At 71.6% G+C, this 22141-nt stretch carries 20 protein-coding genes; 11 read left to right on the forward strand and 9 right to left on the reverse strand.

The features are described from left to right. The first annotated feature begins 291 nt into the window (after window positions 1-291). From gap to MCM47_RS20510, 5 genes are all read left to right on the forward strand, one after another. Entirely contained in the window at window positions 292-1296 is a 1005-nt protein-coding gene (gap, locus tag MCM47_RS20490; RefSeq protein ID WP_238863107.1) for a type I glyceraldehyde-3-phosphate dehydrogenase, read from the forward strand. A 147-nt stretch (window positions 1297-1443) separates the two neighbouring features. Next, window positions 1444-2649: a phosphoglycerate kinase gene (gene pgk / locus MCM47_RS20495; protein ID WP_238863108.1), complete on the forward strand. Its 1206-nt coding sequence runs from the start codon at window positions 1444-1446 to the stop codon at window positions 2647-2649. A gap of 4 nt (window positions 2650-2653) precedes the next feature. Further along, window positions 2654-3439: a triose-phosphate isomerase gene (gene tpiA / locus MCM47_RS20500; RefSeq protein ID WP_238863109.1), complete on the forward strand. Its 786-nt coding sequence runs from the start codon at window positions 2654-2656 to the stop codon at window positions 3437-3439. 88 nt (window positions 3440-3527) lie between these two features. Beyond that, the gene (gene secG / locus MCM47_RS20505; protein ID WP_238863110.1) at window positions 3528-3764 is read left to right on the forward strand and encodes a preprotein translocase subunit SecG; all 237 of its coding nucleotides are present in this window, start codon (window positions 3528-3530) and stop codon (window positions 3762-3764) included. A 206-nt stretch (window positions 3765-3970) separates the two neighbouring features. After that, on the forward strand, window positions 3971-4258 hold the full coding sequence (locus tag MCM47_RS20510; protein ID WP_030308030.1) for an RNA polymerase-binding protein RbpA: 288 nt from the start codon (window positions 3971-3973) through the stop codon (window positions 4256-4258). 88 nt (window positions 4259-4346) lie between these two features. Here the strand turns inward: MCM47_RS20510 and pgl are convergent, their stop codons facing one another. From pgl to tkt, 5 genes are all read right to left on the reverse strand, one after another. After that, complete coding sequence (pgl, locus tag MCM47_RS20515) at window positions 4347-5135, reverse strand: 6-phosphogluconolactonase (RefSeq protein ID WP_238863111.1); 789 nt, start codon at window positions 5133-5135, stop codon at window positions 4347-4349. A 73-nt stretch (window positions 5136-5208) separates the two neighbouring features. After that, window positions 5209-6351: a glucose-6-phosphate dehydrogenase assembly protein OpcA gene (opcA, locus tag MCM47_RS20520; RefSeq protein WP_238863112.1), complete on the reverse strand. Its 1143-nt coding sequence runs from the start codon at window positions 6349-6351 to the stop codon at window positions 5209-5211. Continuing rightward, a complete protein-coding gene (zwf, locus tag MCM47_RS20525; protein WP_238863422.1) occupies window positions 6348-7874 on the reverse strand; it encodes a glucose-6-phosphate dehydrogenase in 1527 nt (508 codons plus the stop codon). The genes opcA and zwf overlap by 4 nt, the downstream gene beginning before the upstream one ends. Before the next feature lie 91 nt (window positions 7875-7965). Next, window positions 7966-9108, reverse strand: a complete 1143-nt coding sequence (gene tal / locus MCM47_RS20530) for a transaldolase (protein WP_238863113.1) — start codon at window positions 9106-9108, stop codon at window positions 7966-7968. A 109-nt stretch (window positions 9109-9217) separates the two neighbouring features. Continuing rightward, window positions 9218-11317 carry a transketolase gene (tkt, locus tag MCM47_RS20535; RefSeq protein WP_238863114.1) on the reverse strand — a complete coding sequence of 700 codons (2100 nt, stop codon included), beginning with the start codon at window positions 11315-11317 and terminating at the stop codon, window positions 9218-9220. 455 nt (window positions 11318-11772) lie between these two features. Here tkt and MCM47_RS20540 point away from each other — a divergent pair, with 455 nt between their 5' ends. After that, on the forward strand, window positions 11773-12714 hold the full coding sequence (locus MCM47_RS20540) for a heme o synthase (RefSeq protein WP_238863115.1): 942 nt from the start codon (window positions 11773-11775) through the stop codon (window positions 12712-12714). A gap of 84 nt (window positions 12715-12798) precedes the next feature. Here the strand turns inward: MCM47_RS20540 and MCM47_RS20545 are convergent, their stop codons facing one another. After that, window positions 12799-13440, reverse strand: a complete 642-nt coding sequence (locus tag MCM47_RS20545) for a DUF2461 domain-containing protein (RefSeq protein WP_238863116.1) — start codon at window positions 13438-13440, stop codon at window positions 12799-12801. 72 nt (window positions 13441-13512) lie between these two features. Between MCM47_RS20545 and MCM47_RS20550 the strand changes: the two genes are divergently transcribed. Beyond that, complete coding sequence (locus MCM47_RS20550) at window positions 13513-13851, forward strand: hypothetical protein (protein ID WP_238863117.1); 339 nt, start codon at window positions 13513-13515, stop codon at window positions 13849-13851. Window positions 13852-13942: 91 nt separating this feature from the next. Here the strand turns inward: MCM47_RS20550 and MCM47_RS20555 are convergent, their stop codons facing one another. Then, window positions 13943-14950, reverse strand: coding sequence for a heme A synthase (locus MCM47_RS20555; RefSeq protein WP_238863423.1), 1008 nt, complete (start codon window positions 14948-14950; stop codon window positions 13943-13945). A gap of 510 nt (window positions 14951-15460) precedes the next feature. On the opposite strand from MCM47_RS20555, the gene MCM47_RS20560 reads away from it, so the two are divergent. The 4 genes from MCM47_RS20560 (at window position 15461) to MCM47_RS20575 (ending at window position 20190) form a co-directional block, all read left to right on the forward strand. Then, entirely contained in the window at window positions 15461-16180 is a 720-nt protein-coding gene (locus tag MCM47_RS20560; RefSeq protein ID WP_238863118.1) for an LAETG motif-containing sortase-dependent surface protein, read from the forward strand. A 322-nt stretch (window positions 16181-16502) separates the two neighbouring features. After that, window positions 16503-17693, forward strand: coding sequence for a damage-control phosphatase ARMT1 family protein (locus MCM47_RS20565; protein WP_238863119.1), 1191 nt, complete (start codon window positions 16503-16505; stop codon window positions 17691-17693). A gap of 581 nt (window positions 17694-18274) precedes the next feature. Then, entirely contained in the window at window positions 18275-19054 is a 780-nt protein-coding gene (locus tag MCM47_RS20570; protein ID WP_238863120.1) for a DUF6426 family protein, read from the forward strand. Then, window positions 19051-20190 (forward strand): Fic family protein, encoded by a 1140-nt coding sequence (locus MCM47_RS20575; protein WP_238863121.1) that lies wholly within the window; start codon window positions 19051-19053, stop codon window positions 20188-20190. The genes MCM47_RS20570 and MCM47_RS20575 overlap by 4 nt, the downstream gene beginning before the upstream one ends. 156 nt (window positions 20191-20346) lie before the next feature. Here MCM47_RS20575 and MCM47_RS20580 read toward each other — a convergent pair whose 3' ends face one another. Together MCM47_RS20580 and MCM47_RS20585 are read right to left on the reverse strand one after the other, a co-directional pair. Continuing rightward, a complete protein-coding gene (locus tag MCM47_RS20580) occupies window positions 20347-21066 on the reverse strand; it encodes an ABC transporter permease (RefSeq protein ID WP_255752619.1) in 720 nt (239 codons plus the stop codon). Between the two features lie 47 nt (window positions 21067-21113). Then, window positions 21114-22040: an ABC transporter ATP-binding protein gene (locus MCM47_RS20585; protein ID WP_238863123.1), complete on the reverse strand. Its 927-nt coding sequence runs from the start codon at window positions 22038-22040 to the stop codon at window positions 21114-21116. Between the last annotated feature and the right edge of the window lie 101 nt (window positions 22041-22141).

Raw genomic sequence — 22141 nt, forward strand, 5'->3', positions numbered from 1 at the left:
GCAGTCGCGGCGAACGGCCGGTGTCCCGGGTGTCCGGGGCGCCGGCCGTTCCGTGTCCGAACCGTGGGATGGCGCCGTCCGCGTGCGGCCCCGCGGCGCGCGCCCCAACTTTCAAAGCGGACAAGGGTGGACGACCTGGTCACATCCTCTTGACACGCCACGCCCGGGCGGCGTACCGGGCGTGATGTGCCCATACCGGCTTGAGAGGGGTAGGGTCAGAGGCGGTCGGGGACATCCCAAAATTCCACCCCGTCGGCTTAGCTCCGGCGTACCTAACGAGGAGATCGGTTCGTGACGATCCGGGTAGGCATCAACGGATTCGGCCGCATCGGCCGCAACTTCTTCCGGGCGGTGAAGTCCCAGGGCGCGGACATCGAGATCGTCGGTGTCAACGACCTCACCGACACGAAGACCCTGGCGCACCTTCTCAAGTACGACTCGATCCTGGGCACCTTCCCGGGCGAGGTGTCCCACACCGCGGACAGCATCACCGTCGACGGCAAGACCTTCAAGGTCGTCGCCGAGCGCGACCCGGCGAACCTGCCCTGGGGCGAGCTCGGTGCCGACATCGTCATCGAGTCCACCGGCATCTTCACCAAGGCCGAGGCGGCCAGGAAGCACGTCACCGCCGGCGCCAAGAAGGTCATCATCTCGGCGCCCGCCACCGACGAGGACATCACCATCGTCATGGGCGTCAACGACGACAAGTACGACCCCGCCCAGCACACGATCATCTCCAACGCCTCCTGCACCACCAACTGCGTGGCGCCGCTGGCCAAGGTGCTGAACGAGACCTTCGGCATCGTCAAGGGTCTGATGACCACGGTGCACGCGTACACCAACGACCAGGTCACCCTGGACTTCCCGCACAAGGACCTGCGGCGCGCCCGTGCCGCGGCCCTCAACATCATCCCGACGTCCACCGGTGCCGCCAAGGCGACCGCACTCGTGCTCCCGGAGCTCAAGGGCAAGCTGGACGGCACCTCGCTGCGCGTCCCGGTGCCGACCGGCTCGATCACCGACCTGGTGGTCACGCTGGAGCGCGACGTCACCGTCGCCGAGGTCAACGAGGCCTTCAAGAAGGCCTCGGAGAGCTCGCTCAACGGCATCCTGCAGTACACCGAGGACCCGATCGTCTCCTCCGACATCGTCAACTCGCCGTTCTCCACGATCTTCGACTCGCTGCTGACCATGGCCCAGGGCAACCAGGTCAAGGTCTTCGGCTGGTACGACAACGAGTGGGGCTACTCGAACCGCCTCGTCAACCTGACCGCCCTCGTCGGTGGCCGGCTTTGACGCAGCGGGAGCTGAAGTGAAGTAAGGGGGAGGGCCCGGAAGGCTTCGACGCCGTCCGGGCCCTCGTCTGCGCACCCTCAACTCCCCCTTGACGGCCCGCCGTTGTGCCGTCGCCTGCTCCACCATCTCGCCAGGAGACCGAAGACCGTGAAGACCATCGAAGACCTCGACGTCGCCGGTAAGCGCGTGTTCGTGCGCGCTGACCTGAACGTGCCGCTGTCCGGCGCGACGATCACCGACGACGGCCGGATCCGCGCTGTCGCCCCGACCATCGCCAAGCTCCTGGAGCGCGGTGCCAAGGTCGTGGTCGCCTCCCACCTCGGCCGCCCCAAGGGCGAGCCGGACCCGCAGTTCTCCCTCGCCCCGGTCGCCGTCCGGCTGGGCGAGATCCTCGGCAAGCCGGTCGCGTTCGCGGCCGACACCGTGGGCGAGAGCGCGAAGGCCACCGTCGCCGCCCTGGCCGACGGCGAGGTCACGCTGCTCGAGAACCTGCGCTTCAACGCCGGCGAGACCAGCAAGGACGACGCCGAGCGCGGCGCGTTCGCGGACGAGCTCGCCCGGCTGGCCGACCTGTACGTCGGCGACGGCTTCGGTGCGGTGCACCGCAAGCACGCCTCCGTCTACGACCTGCCGGCCCGCCTGCCGCACGCCGTCGGCGACCTGATCGCCACCGAGGTCGGCGTGCTCAAGCGCCTCACCGAGGAGGTCGAGCGCCCGTACGTGGTCGTGCTCGGCGGCTCCAAGGTGTCCGACAAGGTCGGCGTGATCGACAACCTGCTCGGCAAGGCCGACCGCATCCTGATCGGCGGCGGCATGGCGTACACCTTCCTGTACGCGCTGGGCCACGAGGTCGGCATCTCGCTGCTGCAGAAGGACCAGGTCCCGACCGTTCTGGAGTACCTGGAGCGGGGCAAGCAGAACAACGTGGAGTTCGTCCTCCCGGTGGACGTCGCGGTCTCCGCGAGCTTCCCGGACACCAAGACGCACGCCCCGGTCGAGGACTTCGAGGTCGTCGACGCGGACGGGATCCCGGCCGACAAGGAGGGCCTGGACATCGGCCCGAAGACCCGGGCCCTGTTCGCCGAGAAGCTGGCCGACGCGAAGACCGTGTTCTGGAACGGCCCGGTGGGCGTCTTCGAGCACCCCACCTTCGCCGAGGGGACCAAGGCCGTCGCGCAGGCCCTGACCGACAGCGACGCGTTCACCGTGGTCGGCGGCGGCGACTCCGCCGCGGCCGTCCGCATCCTGGGCTTCGACGAGGAGAAGTTCGGGCACATCTCGACCGGCGGTGGCGCGAGCCTCGAGTACCTGGAGGGCAAGACGCTCCCCGGTCTCGCCGCCCTGGAAGGCTGAAGCAATGACTGAGCGTCTCCCGCTGATGGCGGGCAACTGGAAGATGAACCTCAACCACCTCGAGGCCATCCAGCACACCCAGAAGCTGGCCTTCGCGCTGGCCGACAAGGACTACGAGTCGGTCGAGGTGGCGGTGCTGGTGCCGTTCACCGACCTGCGCTCGGTGCAGACCCTGGTCGACGGCGACAAGCTGAAGATCAAGTACGGCTCGCAGGACATCTCGCAGCACGACTCCGGTGCCTACACCGGCGAGGTCTCCGGCCCGATGCTGTCCAAGCTGAAGTGCACCTACGCGGTGATCGGCCACTCGGAGCGCCGCCAGTACCACGGCGAGAACGAGGAGATCGTCAACGCCAAGGTGAAGGCCGCCTTCCGCAACGGGATCGTCCCGATCCTCTGCATCGGCGAGCCGCTGGACATCCGCAAGGCCGGTACCCACGTCGAGTACACCCTGGCCCAGCTCGACGGCGCCCTCCAGGACGTCCCGGCCGCTCAGGCCGAGACCCTGGTGGTGGCCTACGAGCCGGTCTGGGCGATCGGCACCGGCGAGGTGGCGACCCCCGAGGACGCACAGGAGGTCTGCGCCGCGATCCGCGCGCGGCTCGCCGAGCTCTACAGCGCCGAGCTGGCCGGCAAGGTCCGGGTGCTCTACGGCGGTTCGGTCAAGTCCTCCAGCGCGGCCGGCCTGATGGCCAAGCCCGACGTCGACGGCGGCCTGATCGGCGGTGCCTCCCTGGACGCCGAGGAGTTCGTCAAGATCGTGCGCTACCGTGAGCAGGCAGTAGGCTAACGCCGCCGCAGCAACGTAGGCTTTGGGGCCGGACCGCTGATCGCGGGTCCGGCCCCTTCGCCGAAGATACGAGAGAGTTGGTCCCGTCGTGGTTATCGGGTTCTCGATTGCCCTGATCATCTTCAGCCTGCTGATGATCCTCCTGGTGCTGCTGCACAAGGGGAAGGGCGGCGGCCTGTCCGACATGTTCGGCGGCGGTGCGATGTCCACCGGCGGTGGTTCGGCGGTGGCCGAGCGCAACCTGGACCGCATCACCATCGTGGTCGGTGTCGCCTGGTTCGCCTGCATCGTCGTGCTCGGCCTGGTGCTGAAGTACAAGAGCTGACGTATCTCTGACGTCCCGTCGCCCCGAGGCCTATGCTGGAACGGTCCGGGGCGGAGCCGGTGGGTGGCACATCCTTAACTCCTGCTTACACTAGGACGACTTTCGCCACCGACGCGCACCGCGGCGGGTCGGCGCACCAGCACGCAGGGAGTCAGACCGTGGCAAGTGGCAACGCCATCCGTGGCAGCAGGGTCGGAGCCGGCCCGATGGGGGAGGCGGAGCGCGGCGAGTCCGCCCCGCGCAACCGGATCTCCTTCTGGTGTGCCAACAAGCACGAGACCCGCCCCAGCTTCGCCGCCGAAGCGGTCATCCCGGACACCTGGGACTGCCCGCGCTGCGGCTTCCCGGCCGGCCAGGACGAGCACAACCCGCCCGCCCCCTCGCGCAACGAGCCCTACAAGACCCACCTGGCCTACGTCCGCGAGCGGCGCACCGACGCGGACGGCGAGGCGATCCTCGCCGAGGCGCTGGCCAAGCTGCGCGGCGAGATCTGAGCCCTGTCCGGCACGTGACGAGCGACGGCGAAGGGCGCCACCGTCTTCCGACGGTGGCGCCCTTCGGTGTCTCCCGGACCGGGGCCGGTCAGGCCGAGGCCGGCGGGTAGAGCTGGGGCGGGATGCGGTCCGCCGCGGCCCGGTCCAGCAGCCACAGCGTGCGGGCCCGCCCGTACGCGCCCGAGGCGGGCGCCTGCAGCGCGCCGGGGCCGGACAGGGCGAGCGCCACGGCGTCCGCCTTGTCCTCGCCCGCCGCCAGCAGCCAGACCTCGCGGGCCGCCCGGATCGCCGGGAGGGTCAGCGAGACCCGGGTCGGCGGGGGCTTCGGTGCGCCCCGCACCCCGACCACCGTCAGCTCGGTCTCCCGGACGCCCGGGTGCTCGGGGAAGAGCGAGGCGACATGGGTGTCCGGGCCGACGCCGAGCAGCAGCACGTCGAAGGCCGGGACGCCGAGCCGGTCGCCCGGCCCGGCAGCCGTGGCCAGCTCCTCCGCGTAGCGGGCGGCGGCCGCCTCCACGTCCGAGCCGTCCACGCCGTCCGAGGCGGGCATCTCGTGAACCCGCGCCGGGTCGAGCGGGACGGCGTCGAGCAGCTCCGCCCGGGCCTGGACGGCGTTGCGCTCCGGGTCCCCGGAGGGCACGAAGCGCTCGTCGCCCCACCAGAGGTCCAGCCGGCCCCAGTCCACCGCGTCCCTGGCCGGGGAGGCCGCGATGGCGGCCAGCAGCGCGTTGCCGTTGCGCCCGCCGGTGAGCACCACCGAGGCGGTGCCGCGGGCGGCCTGGGCGTCCACGATCCGGGTGATCAGCCGGGCCGCGGCCGCCTGGGCCATCAGCTCCTTGTCCCGGTGCACGACCAGCTGGGGGGTGGCGGCGGTCATGCGCCCTCCCCGTGCCGTCGGTCGGCGCCGGCCCGCCCGGGCGACCCCGTGACGGTGAACCCGCTGCGCCGGCTCATGAGTCGCTCTTCCGGGTCGTCCGCCTGCCCGCCGCCCTCGCCGGGCTCTTGGCCTCGGCGCCGCCGTCGGCCGTCGCGGGCTCGGCCGCGTCGGTCCCGGAGGCCGGGGTCTCGGCCGCCGGCAGCTTGGCGGTCACCCGTACCGGGTCGGCCACCGCGGCCTCGGAGACGGCCGGTACGGCCTTCGGGCCCGACGAGGTCCCGGCGTCGCCCGGCTCGCGCAGCCGGTCCACGGGCGTGCGCACGGCCGTCGCGTAGATGTCGTCCGGGTCGAGCCGGCGCAGCTCCTCCGCGATCAGCTCGGAGGTCTCGCGCCGCTTGAGCGCCACCTGGCGGTCCGGCGAGCCGGGCATGGAGAGCGTGCCCATCAGGCCGTCCGGGCGGTCCAGGGTGATGTCCCCGTCCTTGGTGCGCAGGTGCACCGCGGTGATGCCCGGTCCGCCGGTGACGATCCGCTCGACCGGCACCCGCAGCCGGTTGTGCAGCCAGAGGCCGAGCAGCTCGACGCTGGGGTTGTACGACTCGCCCTCGACCACCGCGGAGACGATCGTGGAGGGTCGCTGGTCCAGCGCGGCGGCCAGCATCGAGCGCCAGCCGGTGATCCGGGTCCAGGCCAGGTCGGTGTCGCCGGGGGTGTAGCTCTCGGCCCGCTGGGCGAGCTGTCCGACCGGGGACTCGGCGGTGACGGCGTCGGTGATCCGGCGCTGGGCGATCGAGCCCAGCGGGTCCTGCGCCGGGTGCAGCGGGGCGTTCTCCGGCCACCAGACCACCACCGGGGCGTCGGGCAGGAGCAGCGGCAGGACGACCGACTGCGCGTGCGAGGCGAGCTCGCCGTGCATGCGCAGGATGACCGTCTCGCCGGAGCCGGCGTCGGAGCCGACCAGGACCTCGGCGTCCAGGCGGGTCTCGGCGCGGGCACGGGGCGAGCGCCCGGCGCGCTTGATGACCGCCAGGGTGCGCGACGGGTGCTCGCGGGAGGCGTCGTTGGCGGCCTTGAGGGCGTCGTACGCGCTGCCCTCGTCGGTCACGATCACCAGGGTGAGCACCATGCCGGCCGCGGTGGAGCCGCTGGCCCGCCGCGCCGCCATCAGCGCGGCGTTGATCTTGCCGGACGTGGTGTTCGTGAGGTCGATCTTCATGGCCGGCGCCAGCTCCTGCCGTCTCGTGCGAGCATCTCGTCCGCCTCGACGGGGCCCCAGGTCCCCGCCGCGTACTGGGCGGGCTTGCCGTGGGCGTCCCAGTACTCCTCGATCGGGTCGAGGATCTGCCAGGAGAGCTCGACCTCCTGGTGGCGCGGGAACAGGTTGGCGTCGCCGAGCAGCACGTCGAGGATGAGCCGCTCGTACGCCTCCGGGCTGGACTCGGTGAAGGACTCGCCGTAGGCGAAGTCCATCGTGACGTCCCGGACCTCGAAGGAGGTGCCCGGCACCTTGGACCCGAACCGGACCGTCACGCCCTCGTCCGGCTGCACCCGGATGACCAGGGCGTTCTGGCCCAGCTCCTCGGTCGCGTAGGAGTCGAACGGCAGGTACGGCGCGCGCTGGAAGACCACCGCGATCTCGGTGACCCGGCGGCCCAGCCGCTTGCCGGTGCGCAGGTAGAACGGCACACCCGCCCAGCGGCGGTTGTTGATCTCCAGCTTGATGGCCGCGTAGGTGTCGGTCTTGGAGTCCGGGTTGATGCCGTCCTCGTCGAGGTAGCCGACGACCTCCTCGCCGCCCTGCCAGCCGGACGCGTACTGGCCGCGCACGGTGTGCTTGCCGAGGTCGGCCGGGAGCTTGACGGCGCTGAGCACCTTGAGCTTCTCGGCCACCAGCGCCTTGGGGTGGAAGGACGCCGGCTCCTCGATGGCGGTGAGCGCCATCAGCTGCAGCAGGTGGTTCTGGATGACGTCCCGGGCGGAGCCGATGCCGTCGTAGTAGCCGGCACGGCCGCCGATGCCGATGTCCTCGGCCATGGTGATCTGCACGTGGTCGACGTACGACCGGTTCCAGATCGGCTCGAACATCTGGTTGGCGAAGCGCAGGGCCAGGATGTTCTGGACCGTCTCCTTGCCCAGGTAGTGGTCGATCCGGAAGACCTCGTCCCGGGGGAAGACCTCGTGGACGATCCGGTTCAGCTCCTGGGCGCTCTCCAGGTTGTGGCCGAAGGGCTTCTCGATGACGGCGCGCCGCCAGGAACCCTGCGGCGGGTCGGCCAGGCCGTGCTTCTTCAGCTGCTGGACGACGGTGGGGAAGAACTTCGGCGGGACGGACAGGTAGAAGGCGAAGTTGCCGCTGGTGCCCTGCGCCTTGTCGAGCTCCTCGATGGTCTGGCGGAGCTTGTCGAAGGCGTCGTCGTCGCCGAAGTCGCCCTGGACGAAGCGCATGCCCTTGGCGAGCTGCTGCCAGACCTCCTCGCGGAACTGGGTCCGCGCGTGCTCCTTGACCGCGTCGTGGACCTCCTTCGCGAAGTCCTCGTCCTCCCACTCGCGGCGGGCGAAGCCGACGAGCGAGAAGCCCGGCGGCAGCAGGCCGCGGTTGGCCAGGTCGTAGATGGCCGGCATCAGCTTCTTGCGGGACAGGTCGCCGGTGACCCCGAAGATGACCAGGCCGGACGGCCCCGCGATGCGCGGGAGCCGCCGGTCTGCGGGGTCACGAAGCGGGTTGACGGGGGTCCGCAGGGGGTCGCCCGCGTCCGAGTCCGACGTCAACTCAGGGAAATCGTTGCTCACTTGGTGTGCTCCGCTTTCGTGCGCTGGCTGTGAGCAGGAATCACTTCTCGGCGGCGAAGGAGGCCAGCGAGGCGGTGACGGTGTCGAGCAGCTCGTTCCAGGACTGCTCGAACTTCTCGACGCCCTCGTCCTCCAGGACCTGGACGACGTCGTCGTAGTCCACGCCGGCGGCCGCGATCGCGTCCATGACGGCCTTGGCGTCGGCGTAGTTCGGGACGATGGTGCCGCCGGTGACGACACCGTGGTCCCCGGTGGCGTCCAGGGTGGCCTCGGGCATGGTGTTGACGGTGCCCGGGGCGACCAGCTCCGTCACGTACAGGGTGTCCGGCAGGGCCGGGTCCTTGACGCCGGTGGAGGCCCAGAGCGGGCGCTGCGGCTTGGCGCCGGCGGCCTCCAGGGCCTTCCAGCGGTCGCTGCCGGCGGTCTTGCCGTCGACGGTGCCGAAGACCTCCTCGTACGCCTGGTAGGCGAGGCGGGCGTTGGCCAGGGCCGCCTTGGAGCGCAGGTCCCTGGCGTCGCCGCCGATCTTGTCCAGGCGCTTGTCGATCTCGGTGTCCACGCGGGAGACGAAGAACGAGGCGACCGACTCGATCTGGGAGAGGTCCAGGCCCTTGGCCTTGGCGGTCTCCAGGCCGGTCAGGTAGGCGTCCATGACGGCCTTGTAGCGGTCGAGCGAGAAGATCAGCGTGACGTTGACGCTGATGCCCTTGCCGATGACCTCGCTGATCGCGGGCAGGCCGGCCTTGGTGGCGGGGATCTTGATGAACACGTTCGGGCGGTCCACCAGCCACCACAGCTGCTTGGCCTCGGCCACGGTGGCCGCGGTCTCGTGGGCCAGGCGGGGGTCGACCTCGATGGAGACCCGGCCGTCGCGGCCGTTGGAGGCGTCGTAGACCGGGCGCAGCACGTCGGCGGCGTCGCGCACGTCCGAGGTGGTGATCATGCGGACGGCCTCGTCGGTGGTGACCTTGCGGACGGCGAGGTCGCGCAGCTGGCCGTCGTAGGAGCTGTCGCCGCTGCCGGCGATGGCCTTCTGGAAGATGGTCGGGTTGGTGGTGACACCGACCACGTGCTTGTTCTGCACCAGTTCGGCCAGGTTGCCGGTGTTGAGTCGCTTGCGGCTGAGGTCGTCCAGCCAGATCGCCACGCCTTCGTCGCTGAGGCGCTTCAGTGCGTCAGTCATGGTGCTTCAGTCCTTATTTCTTCTGTTCTTCGTGGGGTAGATCAGAGGGCCGCGCGTCCGCTGTGCGGGCGAGCGCGCGGCCGGGGGCCCGCGGGGGCCGGGGCGACCGCTAGCGGTTGACGGCTTCCAGCGAGCGCAGCGCGTTGTGGGCCTCGGCGACGACGCGCTCGGCGGTCAGGCCGAACTCCTCGAACAGCACCTTGTAGTCGGCGGAGGCACCGAAGTGCTCCAGCGAGACGATGCGGCCGTGGTCGCCGACCAGCTCGCGCCAGCCCTGGGCGATGCCGGCCTCGACCGAGACGCGGGCCTTGACCGACGGCGGCAGCACGCTGTCGCGGTAGGCCTGGTCCTGCTCCTGGAACCACTCGAAGGACGGCATCGAGACGACGCGGACCGCCACGCCCTCGGCCTCCAGGACCTCGCGGGCCTTGACGGCCAGCTGCACCTCGGAGCCGGTGCCGATCAGGATCACCTGCGGGTCGCCGTTGGAGGCCTCGGCCAGGATGTAGCCGCCCTTCGCGGTGCCCTCGGCGGAGCCGAAGACCTCGCGGTCGAAGGTCGGGACGTTCTGGCGGGTGAGCGCCAGGCCGACCGGGCCGGGGTGGCTGGTCTGCCGCTCGATGACCGTGCGCCAGGCGACGGCCGTCTCGTTGGCGTCGGCCGGGCGGACCATGGTGAGGCCCGGGATGGCGCGCAGCGAGGCCAGGTGCTCGACCGGCTGGTGGGTCGGGCCGTCCTCGCCGAGGCCGATCGAGTCGTGCGTCCAGACGTAGGTGACCGGCAGCTTCATCAGGGCGGCCAGGCGGACGGCCGGGCGCATGTAGTCGGCGAAGACCAGGAAGGTGCCGCCGAAGACGCGGGTCCGGCCGTGCAGCGCGATGCCGTTCATGGTCGAGCCCATGGCGTGCTCGCGGATGCCGAAGTGGATCGTCCGGCCGTACGGGCTGGCGCTCTTCAGCGGGTTGCCCTCGGGCAGGAAGGAGCTGTCCTCGTCGATCGTGGTGAGGTTGGACTCCGCGAGGTCGGCCGAGCCGCCCCACAGCTCCGGGATCACCGCGCCGATCGCCTTGAGGGTCTCGCCGGACGCCTTGCGGGTGGCGACCTCCTTGCCGGCCTCGAAGACCGGGACGGCCTTCTTCCAGCCCTCGGGCAGCTCGCCGGCCTGGATGCGGTCGAACTCGGCGGCGCGGTGCGGGTGGGCCGCACGCCAGGTCTCGAAGGACTGCTGCCACGCGTCGCGGGCGGCCTTGCCGCGCTTGATCACCTGGCGGGCGTGCTCGATCACCTTGTCGCTGACCTCGAAGGTCTTCTCCGGGTCGAAGCCCAGGACCTTCTTGGTGGCGGCGATCTCGGCGGCGCCGAGCGCGGAGCCGTGGGCCTTGGCGGTGTTCTGGGCGTCCGGGGCCGGCCAGGCGATGATCGTGCGCATAGCGATCATCGACGGGCGGGAGGTCTCGGCCTTGGCGGCGGCCAGCGCGTCGGCCAGGGCGGCGACGTCGATGTCGCCGTTGGGCTTCGGCGTCACCCGCTGGACGTGCCAGCCGTAGGCCTCGTAGCGCTTGAGGACGTCCTCGGAGAAGGCGGTCTCGGTGTCGCCCTCGATCGAGATGTGGTTGTCGTCGTACAGGGCGACCAGGTTGCCCAGCCGCTGGTGGCCGGCCAGCGAGGAGGCCTCGGCGGAGATGCCCTCCTCCAGGTCGCCGTCGGAGACGATGGCCCAGATGGTGTGGTCGAACGGGGACTCGCCGGCCGGGGCGTCCGGGTCGAAGAGGCCGCGCTCGTAGCGGGCGGCCATGGCCATGCCCACGGCGTTGGCGATGCCCTGGCCGAGCGGCCCGGTGGTGGTCTCGACGCCCGCGGTGTGGCCGTGCTCGGGGTGGCCGGGGGTGCGGCTGCCGGCGACCCGGAAGGCCTTGAGGTCGTCCAGCTCCAGGCCGTAGCCCGAGAAGTAGAGCTGGGTGTAGAGGGTCAGGCTGGTGTGCCCGGGAGAGAGGACGAACCGGTCGCGACCGGCCCAGGACGGGTCGGTCGGGTCGTGGCGCAGGAAGCGCTGGAAGATCAGGTACGCGGCCGGGGCCAGCGACATGGCCGTCCCGGGGTGCCCGTTGCCGACCTTCTGGACCGCGTCCATGGCCAGGACGCGCGCCGTGTCCACGGTCCGCTCGTCCAGCTCGGACCACTCGAATGCATTCGTCGGCGTCGTGCTCACCCTGTCTCAGGGCTCCTTCCGTATTGAAGAGTGACCCCGTGAGGGGGACCGGGTCGGCCACGTCGCTGGGGCCTGACGCTTGGGTGGTGCCGGTCACGGAGGGTAGATCCCGCTTCTCGGTGTGAGCCTACCGTCCGGGCCGAGGCTCACCCTCCGTGCTGAGAGAACGGTGATTTCGGTATGGCGATTCCCACGAGAGCCCTGTGGGCGGGTTTGTCCCAGGCTCTCCTGTTTTCACGGCCGCCGCCTGCCCGAGGGCCGGGACGGGGGACCGGTGCCGCACGGAACCAGCTTCGTCTGTTCACCCAGGGGTGTGCGTTACGCCTCGCCGGGGGACCCCGGAGCCGGTGGGGAGATATGGAGCGTCTAAGGTGGCGTGGTACGCGCAGAGCGGACGATTCGGGAACTTCGTTCCGGAGGACGCCTGCGAAGGTTCATCTTCAGTTGGGGTGTTAGTGACCGCCGTCGAATCCCGTCCCGCCGGGGTCACCGGGGCGACGCCTGCGCACCGGCCGTTCGGGGCCCGTGTCGGCGCATTCGTCGCACTGACCAAGCCTCGGATCATCGAGCTGCTGCTGATCACCACCGTACCGGTGATGTTCCTAGCGCAGCGCGGTGTTCCGGATCCGCTGCTGGTGCTCGAGGTGGTCGTCGGCGGCTACCTCTCGGCGGGCGGCGCCAACGCCCTCAACATGTACATCGACCGGGACATCGACGCGGTGATGTCGCGCACCGAGCGGCGCCCGCTCGTCACGGGCATGGTGTCCCCGCGCGAGGCGCTGGTCTTCGGCATCACGCTGGCGGTCGGTTCGACGCTCTGGCTGGCCGCCCTGGTCAACCCGCTGTCGTCGCTGCTGGCGCTGTCGGCACTGCTCTTCTACGTCTTCGTCTACACGCTGGGCCTGAAGCGGCGCACCGCGCAGAACATCGTCTGGGGCGGCATCGCCGGCTGCATGCCGGTCTTCGTCGGCTGGGCCGCGGTCACCAACTCGGTGTCCTGGTCGGCGCTGGTGCTCTTCCTCGTCATCTTCTTCTGGACGCCGCCACACTACTGGCCGCTGTCGATGAAGGTGCGCGAGGACTACGAGCGGGCCGGCGTCCCGATGCTCCCGGTGATCAAGGGCAACCTGGCGGTCGCCAAGCAGATCGTCGCCTACTCCTGGGTGATGGTGGCCGTCTCGCTGGCGCTCTGGCCGCTGGCACAGACCAGCTGGCTGTACCCGGTCTCCGCGGTGGTGCTGGGCGGCGCCTGGCTGAAGGAGGCGCACGGACTGTACGCCCGGGCCAAGGCCGGGATCGTCGGCGCGAAGCTGAAGGAGATGCGGCTGTTCCACTGGTCGATCACCTACCTGACGCTGCTCTTCGTGGTGATCGCGATCGACCCGTTCGTGAAGTAGCCCCGTTCGTCATCAGGAGGGCTCCGGTCTGCGGACCGGGGCCCTTCGGCGTTCCGGCCCGGCGGGCTCCGGCCCGGCGGGCTCCTAGCGGGGCGCGAGCTCGGACGGGCCGACGTGGCCGTCCAGCCAGTCCTTGAGCGGCTGGGAGGCGCGCAGGAAGGCGGTGATCCGCTGGTACGCCGTCCGGGTGCCGAGCCACTTCGCCGGCGGCCACTCCTGCCAGGCGACCAGCCCCTTGTGGCGCAGCAGCTCGATCCGGGGGTGGTCCCTGGGGTAGCCGCGCGGGGCGGACTTCAGGCTGTCCCGGCCGACCACCTGCGGGCCGGCCGCACGGACGGCGTCGATCACCCGCTCCAGCTCCGCGCCGGTGACGTCCTCGGCGACGGCCGTCCGGTAGCGCTCCAGCTGGTCGGGGGCGAGCCGGTAGAACCCGTTGCCGCAGGCAAGGCCGTCGGCGGAGAGCTGTACGTAACCGCCGGCCGTCAGGTGGGCGCCGATGTGCGTCTTGTACGGGGACTTGTCGGCGCTGAACCGGACGTCGCGGTTGGGGCGGAAGATCTTCCCCGGCCCGAACTCCGGCTCCAGCTCGGCCAGCAGCCGCTCCATCGGCTCGCGGACGGCCTGCTCGTACTGCTCCTTGTGGGACTGCCAGAAGCTCCTGGAGTTGTCGGCCTCTAGGTGTTCGTAGAAGTCGAGGGCCTCGGCGGGCCAGCCTTGGAAGGTCACGCCACCAGTATGTGGCCCGGTGCACAGCCCGCTCCCGTCGCCAGCGCCGCTACCGATGGGTAGCATGCGGGCATGAGCAGCGCAGAGACCGCCACCCCCGCCGCGCCGGACGCCCGCGCCGAGCGCCGCGCCAAGCGCATCGCCAAGAACCTGTCCAGCTTCGCCGAGCAGCACGGCGGCAGCGCCGACGGCGTCGTCGAGTACATCGGCGGTGTCGCGACCCGGATCGTCGTGGTGGGCGCGGACGGCGCCTGGGGCGACCAGGTCGCGCCGAGCTACGCGGTCGGCCGCCGGGCCGCCGAGCTGGCCGGGATCACCCTGCACGACGACTTCGAGGGCGAGCTGGCCCTCAAGGTGAAGACCGGCCCGTACGAGTGGAAGCGCATGGCCGGCATCCAGATCGGCGGCTGACCGCCCGGTCGCACGAACGCCGCAGGGCCCCCGGTCGACGAGACCGGGGGCCCTGCGGTGCGCTCGGCCCGCTCGGGGCCCGGGGCGGTGATCAGGCCGCTGTGGGCTGGCGTTCGCCGGCGGGGCGGAAGGCCGCGGGCGCGCCGTCCGTGCGGACCCGCAGGGCCAGCGGGACACGCAGCACGGCGATCCAGGTGAGCGCGGCGCCCAGCATGTGCAGGCCGACCAGGAGCTCCGGGACGTCGGTGAAGTACTGGACGAAACCGAGCACGCCCTGGAGCAGCAGCACCGCGAGCAGCTCCTTGGCCCGTGCTCGGGCGGCCGGCGGGGCCTTCACGGCGGCGAACACGAAGATCACCGCGACGGCGAGGCCGACCGAGAGGAAGGCCAGGTCGGCGTGGGCCTGGGCGAGGCGGTCGTAGTCGACCGGGATACGCGGGACGATCTTGTTGTCCCGCGGGGTGCCCGGGTGGTGGCCGGCACCGGTGACCAGGCTGCCGGCCGCGACCAGCAGGCCGACCACGGTGACCAGGACGTACGAGAGGCGGACGATCGGCCGGGCGACCGACGGCTGCGCCGGCCCGTCGCCCTCCTTGGCGCGCTCCCACATCAGCAGGGCGACCCAGACCAGCGCCATCGCGGAGATCAGGTGCACCGCGACCGTGTACGGGTTGAGGCCGGTCAGCACCGTGATGCCGCCGATCACGGCGTTGCTCATCACCAGCCAGAACTGGGCCCAGCCGAGCTTGGTGAGGCTGCGCCGCCAGGGGGTGGCGGACCCCTCGGCCGACGGCCGGCGGTGGCAGCGGGCGGCGAGGATGGCCCAGCCGACCGCTGCGCTCAGCACGTAGGTGAGCATCCGGTTGGTGAACTCGACGACGCCGTGGAAACCCATCTCGGGGGTGGGCGTCAGGCTCTCACCGGTACAGCGGGGCCAGGTGGTGCAGCCGAGGCCGGAGGCGGTGAGCCGGACGGCGCCGCCGGTGACCACGATCACCACGCTCATCACCAGCGCGGCGAACGCGGCGCGCCTGACCGTGGCGGCGGACGGCTGCCAGCGCTCGGCGAGCAGGGAAAGGGGGGTACGCACGGTGTCAATCGTAGGCGGCCTTACATGCGATCTTGGGCCGGGGCCGGGCCGGTGCGGCGCGGCACCGCCCTTCACGGGGTGCAGGTCGTGATCCGCGGGTGCGCCGGGGCAAAGAGGATCATTCGGGCAAGCCGGCGAGCGGTTCGTCGTCGCCGCCGGCGGCGCGATCGTGGTGGACACCCGCCGACGGGCGGCCGGGAAGGCCCGAGCCGTCCGTCGACCGGTCCGGGGTCGACCGTTCCGGTGCCCCCGGTGGTCGGGTTCGACCACCGGGGGCACCGTTTTCCGGCCGGCATGACGGAGATCGGTCAAGTGTGGCGATCCGGTGTTCTCCGAGGTCGCGGATGTGATGGGCTTCCGATGCACATCCGCGGCCGGACGGACAGCCGAAATCCGGTCGTGCGGCGGGGTGTGGGCAGGCGCGGGAGTGCCGGTAGAGTCCCCCGGACAGTCGTAGCGGGCCACCGCCAGACCACTCAACACGCCTGCTGCACAAGACCGTTCGGAGGAGACAGCGAAATGGCGCGACAGCAGCGGCAGCGGGGGATCAGGGGCGCGGCACTGGCCGGGACGGCGGCGGCCGCCGTCCTGCTGCCCCTCGCCCTGGCGGGGAACGCCTCGGCGCACTCGCCCAAGTGGCAGGTGACCTGCGACAAGATCGTGATCGACCTGATCAACTACAGCGACAAGGAGGGTGTGAAGAACGTCGTCAGCCTGACGGTGGACGGCGAGAAGGTGCTGGACCAGAAGGTGTTCGGCAAGGAGTTCCACGAGACGTTCCCCGTGAAGGACCACGACAAGCCGGTCAGCGCGACCTTCACGGTCACCACCACCGAGGACCCGAAGAACGCCGAGTGGAACAAGAGCGAGACCAAGACGATCGAGGTCTGCCACACGCCGACTCCGACGCCGACGCCGACTCCGACTCCCACCAAGACGCCGACGCCCACGCCCACTCCCACGGTCACGCCGACCGTCACGCCGACCCCGACCCCGACTCCCACGGCGACGCCGAGCCCCACCGCGTCACCCACCGCCACCCGGACGGCAACCCCCACCCCGACCCGCACGCCGACTCCGGCGCCGAGCACCACCACCCCGGCCCCGGCTCCCGCGCTCGCGGCGACCGGTAGCAGCGACGCCACCCCGCTGATCGCCGCCGCCGGCGGCGGCGTCCTCCTCCTCGGCGGCGCCCTCGTCCTCGTCGCCCGCAAGCGCCGCGGCGGCAACGAGAGCTGACACCTGCGGCGGCATCACGGCGGTCCCGTGCTCGACTCCGAGCGCGGGACCGCCGTGGCGTTCGGCGTGGTGGCCCCGGGCACCGGCCGCTGTCCCGTGACGGCCTGCCGTCACCGGATGGCGGCGCCCGGGTGCGGGGAGTCCTGCGGGCGGTGATCGTCTAGTGTCGGCGGTAGCCGATGGGGCAACCGAGGACTCGTGCTGAACGCCGCGGCGACCGACACGCGTGCCGGTCGGATTCCGGTCGGGACGGCCGCCGATTCCACAGTGCTGTTGCCCGTCGGCTCGGCCGTCGGGACCGCCGATCGCCCGACGGTCGCTCATGACGAGAGAGACGAGCACCCACGTGCCGACCGCACCCGTGATCCGCATCGACGTCCCCGGGTCCTTCGCCTGGGGCGTGTTCCACGAGCGCCACCCGAAGCTCGTCCAGCGGGTTCTCGACGCGCTGCCGTACGGCCCTGCCGAGCGCGCAGCGGTGGAGCGACTTCTCGCGGACAGCACCACCGGCATCCTGGAGCCGCCGGCGGAGAGCGACCACGACCACGCCCGGTGGACGGAGTGGGGCGAGGGGCTGTGGGGCCGACCCTGGAGCGAGGCCCCGTTCCTGTGGGCCGAGAGCTACTTCTACCGCCGCCTCCTGGGCGCCGTCGGCTACTTCCGGCCCGGTCCCTGGCAGGGCGTCGACCCGTTCGCGCCGTTCAAGAGCGCGGAGCTGGCGGGGGCGGCGGTGGACGAGGAACTGGCCGCCCTGGAGCAACTCGACGGTCTGCCGACCACGCGGAGGGCGGACGCCCTGCTGTCGTCCGCCCTGTGGGGCAACCGGGCGGACCTCAGTTTCCAGATGACCGCCGGGACCGGCGGGCCGACCGCGGCCGACCTGGTGGCCGACGAGAGCGCCGTTCTCCGGGCCGAGCTGGAGCGTACGCGGGGCGGGCGGATCTGCGTCGTCGCGGACAACGCCGGCCGGGAGCTGCTGCCGGACCTGGTGCTGATCGACCACCTCCTGAGCGGCGGCCTGGCCGCCCGACTCGACCTGTACGTGAAGCCCCAGCCGTACTTCGTGTCGGACGCGACGATGGCCGACGTCCTCGCCTCGGTCGAGCGGCTGCGCAGCGCGAACTCGCCGGCCGCTGCGGCGGTCGGCAGACGGTTGTGGCAGGCCATGAACGGCGGCGCTCTCGTGGTCCGTACGCATCCGTTCTTCTGTGCGCCGCTGCCGTACCGCGATATGCCCGCCGACCTCCGGGCCGAACTCACCGGTGCGGCGATGACGGTCCTCAAGGGCGATCTCAACTACCGCCGCCTGGTCGGCGATCAGCTCTGGCCGCCGACCACCTCCTTCATCGGGACGGCGGGCCACTTCCCGTCGTCCGTGGTGGCCCTGCGAACGCTGAAGTCGGACGTGATCGTCGGCGTCGACCCCGCCACCGTCGCCCGCCTCGACGGCAGCGGGACACCGTGGCGGACCGACGGCCGCCACGCCGTCGTCCAGGTCGCCCTCCGCCCGTAGCCGGAGCGCTCCGGAGGAGCCGGCAGCACGTCGGTCTGCTGCTCCGGCCCCGTCCCGTCGAGTGCAGGCGCCGGGTGCGTTGTTCGCGGGGCGTGCTCGAGGGTGTCGATCAAGCCACTCTGCCGCCGTGATCATGAGCGCAGCGTGACGGCGTTCGGTCACTGACAGCTACCGACCCGGCCCCGTGATCCGGTCGGCAATCGTCGATCGATCCTCCTCTATGTCTTCACAATCCCTTCACGAAAGATCCTTCGATGCTCCACTCGGTGGCGGGCGGTCGGCCGGGAGCGATCGCGCGTGGACGGTGTCCGCACAGTCTGTGACGCCTGTTGCACAAGGTGACCAGAGGGGCATGGCGGTGGCTGGAATCCCTCCTGGCCGATGCGTGGCAGCTCTGCCAGCATCCTGGCTCAGGCGGGCGGCTCCGCCGAGGCGCGCCCAGCGCCACCGAGCAGCCCGGCGTTCAGCGGTGGACGGCTTGAGAAGGCATCGACGCCTCCCGGTCCGGATCTGCGCTCATGCCGGCCGTGGGCGGGCCGCGACCCCCGCCGTCATCGGACATCTCCCATGGGAAGAGGACAATGAACCTCAGGAAGTTCGTGGTCGGCGCTGCACTCGGCGCCACCGTGCTCACCGCCGTACCCGCACTGGTCGCCCCGCACGAGGCCTCCGCCTCCGCCTGCGACCAACTGACCGAATGCGGAAACGGCCCGGGTGACCCGGGCGACGGCGACCTGGGTGGCGGCTCGGGCGGCGGCGGCGACGTCGGCGGCGGTGGTGGTTTCGGCGGTGGCGGCGGTGGTTTCGGCGGTGGCGGCGACGACGGCTACTTCGACGTCAGTTACGGGAACGTCGGCGACTCCGTGAGTGGCCTCCCCGCAGTCGTCATCCTGGGCAGGCGCATCGTGGATGTCTTCACTCCCGGCGACCCGGGGATCCCGACCGAGACCTACTTCGCGAGCAGCGCCGGCGGGAGTACCGGCGGCGGGTCGTCTGCCACGGTCTGGAGCGAAGGCCGGAAGTGGAGCGAGCATCAGAACTGCTACGGCAACACGAGCAATGTGCCGACGAAGCTGACCAGGACCGCCCAGTTCCAGTGGAGCGTCAAGGTCAGCGCCAACCTCTCGGCCAAGGCCAAGGAGGTGCTCACGGCCAGTCTCGGCACCGAGGTCAACACCCAGCTCACCGATACCCGGACCGTGGAGTTCACACTCAACCCGGGGGACAGCTGGGCGTTGGACGTGGAGTACCAGACCGTGGTCTACCAGATCACGATGACGGACTTCTGGGGCGATTACACCAAGGAGTACGTCAATGTCACCAAGCCGACCGGCGTTGTGAACGTCACCTCCTGCAAATGACCGACCGCTCCCTCACGACGACGGTGCGACGGGTGCTTCCCGTCGCACCGCCGCTCGACGCCGTGGCCGTCCCGCCCACCGCCCGCCGCCGGGCACTCGACGCGCTCGCCGAACTGGCGACCGCCGTCGGCACGCACCTGGACGACCCCGACCTCTTCCACCGCCCCCGATGGCGACCCAAACTCCACCTGAAGCGCATCGCCGGAATCGACCCGGCGCAGCTGGCCGAGCAACTCGCCGGCGCTGCCGAGAACCGCACCACGACCGGTCTCCTCGCCGTCCATTCGGTCCGCGCCGAACTGCTCGAAAGCCCGGGCCGACGGCCCTGCTTCACCCCGGAGGCGCTCGCCGAGCTGCACCGCATGCTGATCGCGGGGGATCCCAACATCACCGCCCCGGGCGGGTACCGTCGCTCGGCCTCCACCGTCACCTGGTCCGACGGGCAGACCTTCTCGATCGCGACCGAGGCCGGTGCGCAGCTGAAGGAGCGGATGGAGCACTGGCACCACTGGGGCACCCACACCACCGCGCACCCGCTGGACGCCGCCGCGCTCGCCATGGCGGGGCTGCTGACGATCCATCCGTTCCCCGACGCCAACGGCCGCATCGCCCGCCTGCTCGGCCAGTGCGACCTGGTGGCGGCCGGCCTGCTGCCCGGCCTGCTGCTCGATCTGGACGCCTGGGTCGAACAACACCGCGCCGAGCACGACACCGCCCTGGTCGCCGCAGCCGACGGTGACCTCGTCCGCTGGGGAGCCGTGTTCGCCCGCGCGGTGACCGAGACCGCCCGCCACCGGACCGGAACCCTCGCGGCGCACGGCCGGCTGCTCGACGCCGCCCTAGCGCAGGTCCCCGACGACCCGGCCGCCGTGGCCGTCCTCACCCGGCTCCGGGCCACCCCGGCGCTCTCGGCCGGCTGGCTGCGCGACCGCATCGCGTACGAGCCGCAGCCGGCGCTCGAACGCCTGCGCGCAGCAGGCATCCTCACCGACCACCCCCGCCTCCCCGGAGCTCTGATCCACCCACAGCTCCTCGAACTGCTCGACACCCCGTACCAGCCCGACCCGGAGCGGGAATCCGCCGCGACGGAAGAAGGGCTCGCCGCCGCCGTGCCGCGCCGGGCCGCAGCCGGCTGACGGCGGCGCCCCTCCTGATGCTCGTGGTCCCGGTCGCGGACGACAGCCCGGTGTTCCCGGAGGCCCGCCTCTCGGCCTACCGGGCTGAACAGCCGACGCGAAGGCCCCCGCCCACCGCCAAGCGGGGACGGGGGCCTCGCGGCGCCAGCGGGGCGGCTACTCCCAGCGGAAGAAGCGGGCCGCAGCCGCCAGAGCGACGACCGCCCAGCCGCCCAGGATGCCGAGGTCGGCCCACGGCACCCCGGCGCCGGTCTGGAGGACCGAGCGCAGGCCGTCGGAGAGGGCGGCGATGGGCAGCAGCTCCAGCACCGACTGCACCGCCGCGGGGAACTTCGACAGCGGGACGACCACCCCGCCCGCCAGCAGCAGCAGGATGAAGACCAGGTTCGCCGCGGCCAGCGTGGCCTCGGCCCGCAGCGTCCCGGCCATCAGCAGGCCGAGGCCGGAGAAGGCCGCCGTGCCGAGGACGAGGAGCGCGAGAACGCCGAAGGGGTCGCCGTGCGGGGACCAGCCGAGGGCGAGGGCGATCGCCGAGAGCAGCGCCACCTGCAGCGCCTCCGTGACGAGCACGCACCCGGTCTTGGCGGTGAGCAGTGCCCAGCGCGGCAACGGGCTGGCGCCCAGCCGCTTCAGTACCCCGTACCGCCGCTCGAAGCCGGTGGCGATGGCCTGTCCGGTGAAGGCGGTGGACATCACGGCCAGCGCCAGCAGCCCCGGCGCCAGGAAGTCGACCCGCTTGCCGGGGCCGTCCACCGCGACGATGTCCACGGCCGAGAAGAGCACCAGCAGCACGGTCGGGATGACCACGGTCAGCAGCAGCTGCTCACCGTTGCGCAGCAGCATCCTCGTCTCGAACGCCGTCTGGGCGAGCAGCATCCGGCCGACGGGCGCGGCGGCCGGCTTGGGGGAGTAGTCCACGGGGGTCACGAGCGCAGGTCCCGTCCGGTCAGGTCGAGGAAGACGTCTTCGAGGCTGCGGCGCTGCACGGCGAGCCGCTCGGGCAGGATGCCGGAGGCCGCGCACCAACCGGTGACGGTGGCCAGCAGCTGCGGGTCGACGGGGGCCTCGATGCGGTAGCTGCCGGGGACCGGCTCGGTGGCGGTGGCGCCGTCGGGCAGCTCCTTGAGCAGCGGGCCGAGGTCGAGACCGGCCGGGCCGTCGAAGCGCAGCGAGGACTCGGCGCCGCCGCGGCAGAGCTCCTCCGTCGTCCCCTCGGCGATCACGCGGCCGCGGTCGACGATCGCGACCCGGTCGGCCAGCTGCTCGGCCTCGTCCATGTGGTGGGTGGTGACGACCACGGTGACGCCGTCCCGGCGCAGGTCGCGGACGAGGTCCCAGGTGGCGCGGCGGGCCTGCGGGTCGAGGCCGGCGGTGGGCTCGTCCAGGAAGACCAGCTCGGGGCGGCCGACCACGGCCATCGCCAGGGCGAGCCGCTGCTGCTGGCCGCCGGAGAGCCGGCGGTAGGTGGTGCGGCCGCAGGAGCCGAGGCCGAGCCGCTCCACCAGCGCGTCCACGTCCAGCGGGTGGGCGTGCAGCTTCGCGGTGTGCCGGAGCATCTCGACGGCGCGGGCGCCCGCGTAGACGCCGCCGGACTGCAGCATCACGCCGATCCGGGGGCGCAGCGCGGCGCTCTGCGCGACCGGGTCGAGGCCGAGCGCCCGGACGGTGCCGGCGTCGGGGCGGCGGTAGCCCTCGCAGGTCTCGATGGTGGTCGTCTTGCCGGCGCCGTTGGGGCCGAGCACGGCGGTGACGGCGCCGCGGGCGATGGTGAGGTCGAGACCGTCCACCGCGGTCTTCTCGCCGTAGCGCTTGACCAGCCCGGTGATCTGGACCGCGGGTTCGGAATGCATACCGGCGAGTCTAAGAGGGGTGGACACGGCATCCCGCGCCGAGGCCGCGCCGACGCACGGCCGTGGCCCGCGGACCCGCGGCGCGGGCGCGGCCGCCCTGC

Source organism: Kitasatospora sp. A2-31, from assembly GCF_022288725.1.
Taxonomy (GTDB): Bacteria; Actinomycetota; Actinomycetes; order Streptomycetales; family Streptomycetaceae; genus Kitasatospora.

What these genes read in the sequence shown, in the direction of transcription:
- tpiA (WP_238863109.1), top strand. Translation starts at nt 2,654, where the DNA reads ATGACTGAGCGTCTCCCGCTGATGGCGGGCAACTGGAAGATGAACCTC.
- MCM47_RS20510 (WP_030308030.1), top strand. Translation starts at nt 3,971, where the DNA reads ATGGGGGAGGCGGAGCGCGGCGAGTCCGCCCCGCGCAACCGGATCTCC.
- pgl (WP_238863111.1), bottom strand. Translation starts at nt 5,135, where the DNA reads ATGACCGCCGCCACCCCCCAGCTGGTCGTGCACCGGGACAAGGAGCTG.
- opcA (WP_238863112.1), bottom strand. Translation starts at nt 6,351, where the DNA reads ATGAAGATCGACCTCACGAACACCACGTCCGGCAAGATCAACGCCGCG.
- tal (WP_238863113.1), bottom strand. Translation starts at nt 9,108, where the DNA reads ATGACTGACGCACTGAAGCGCCTCAGCGACGAAGGCGTGGCGATCTGG.
- MCM47_RS20550 (WP_238863117.1), top strand. Translation starts at nt 13,513, where the DNA reads ATGAGCAGCGCAGAGACCGCCACCCCCGCCGCGCCGGACGCCCGCGCC.
- MCM47_RS20560 (WP_238863118.1), top strand. Translation starts at nt 15,461, where the DNA reads ATGGCGCGACAGCAGCGGCAGCGGGGGATCAGGGGCGCGGCACTGGCC.
- MCM47_RS20565 (WP_238863119.1), top strand. Translation starts at nt 16,503, where the DNA reads ATGACGAGAGAGACGAGCACCCACGTGCCGACCGCACCCGTGATCCGC.
- MCM47_RS20570 (WP_238863120.1), top strand. Translation starts at nt 18,275, where the DNA reads ATGAACCTCAGGAAGTTCGTGGTCGGCGCTGCACTCGGCGCCACCGTG.
- MCM47_RS20575 (WP_238863121.1), top strand. Translation starts at nt 19,051, where the DNA reads ATGACCGACCGCTCCCTCACGACGACGGTGCGACGGGTGCTTCCCGTC.
- MCM47_RS20580 (WP_255752619.1), bottom strand. Translation starts at nt 21,066, where the DNA reads ATGCTGCTCGCCCAGACGGCGTTCGAGACGAGGATGCTGCTGCGCAAC.
- MCM47_RS20585 (WP_238863123.1), bottom strand. Translation starts at nt 22,040, where the DNA reads ATGCATTCCGAACCCGCGGTCCAGATCACCGGGCTGGTCAAGCGCTAC.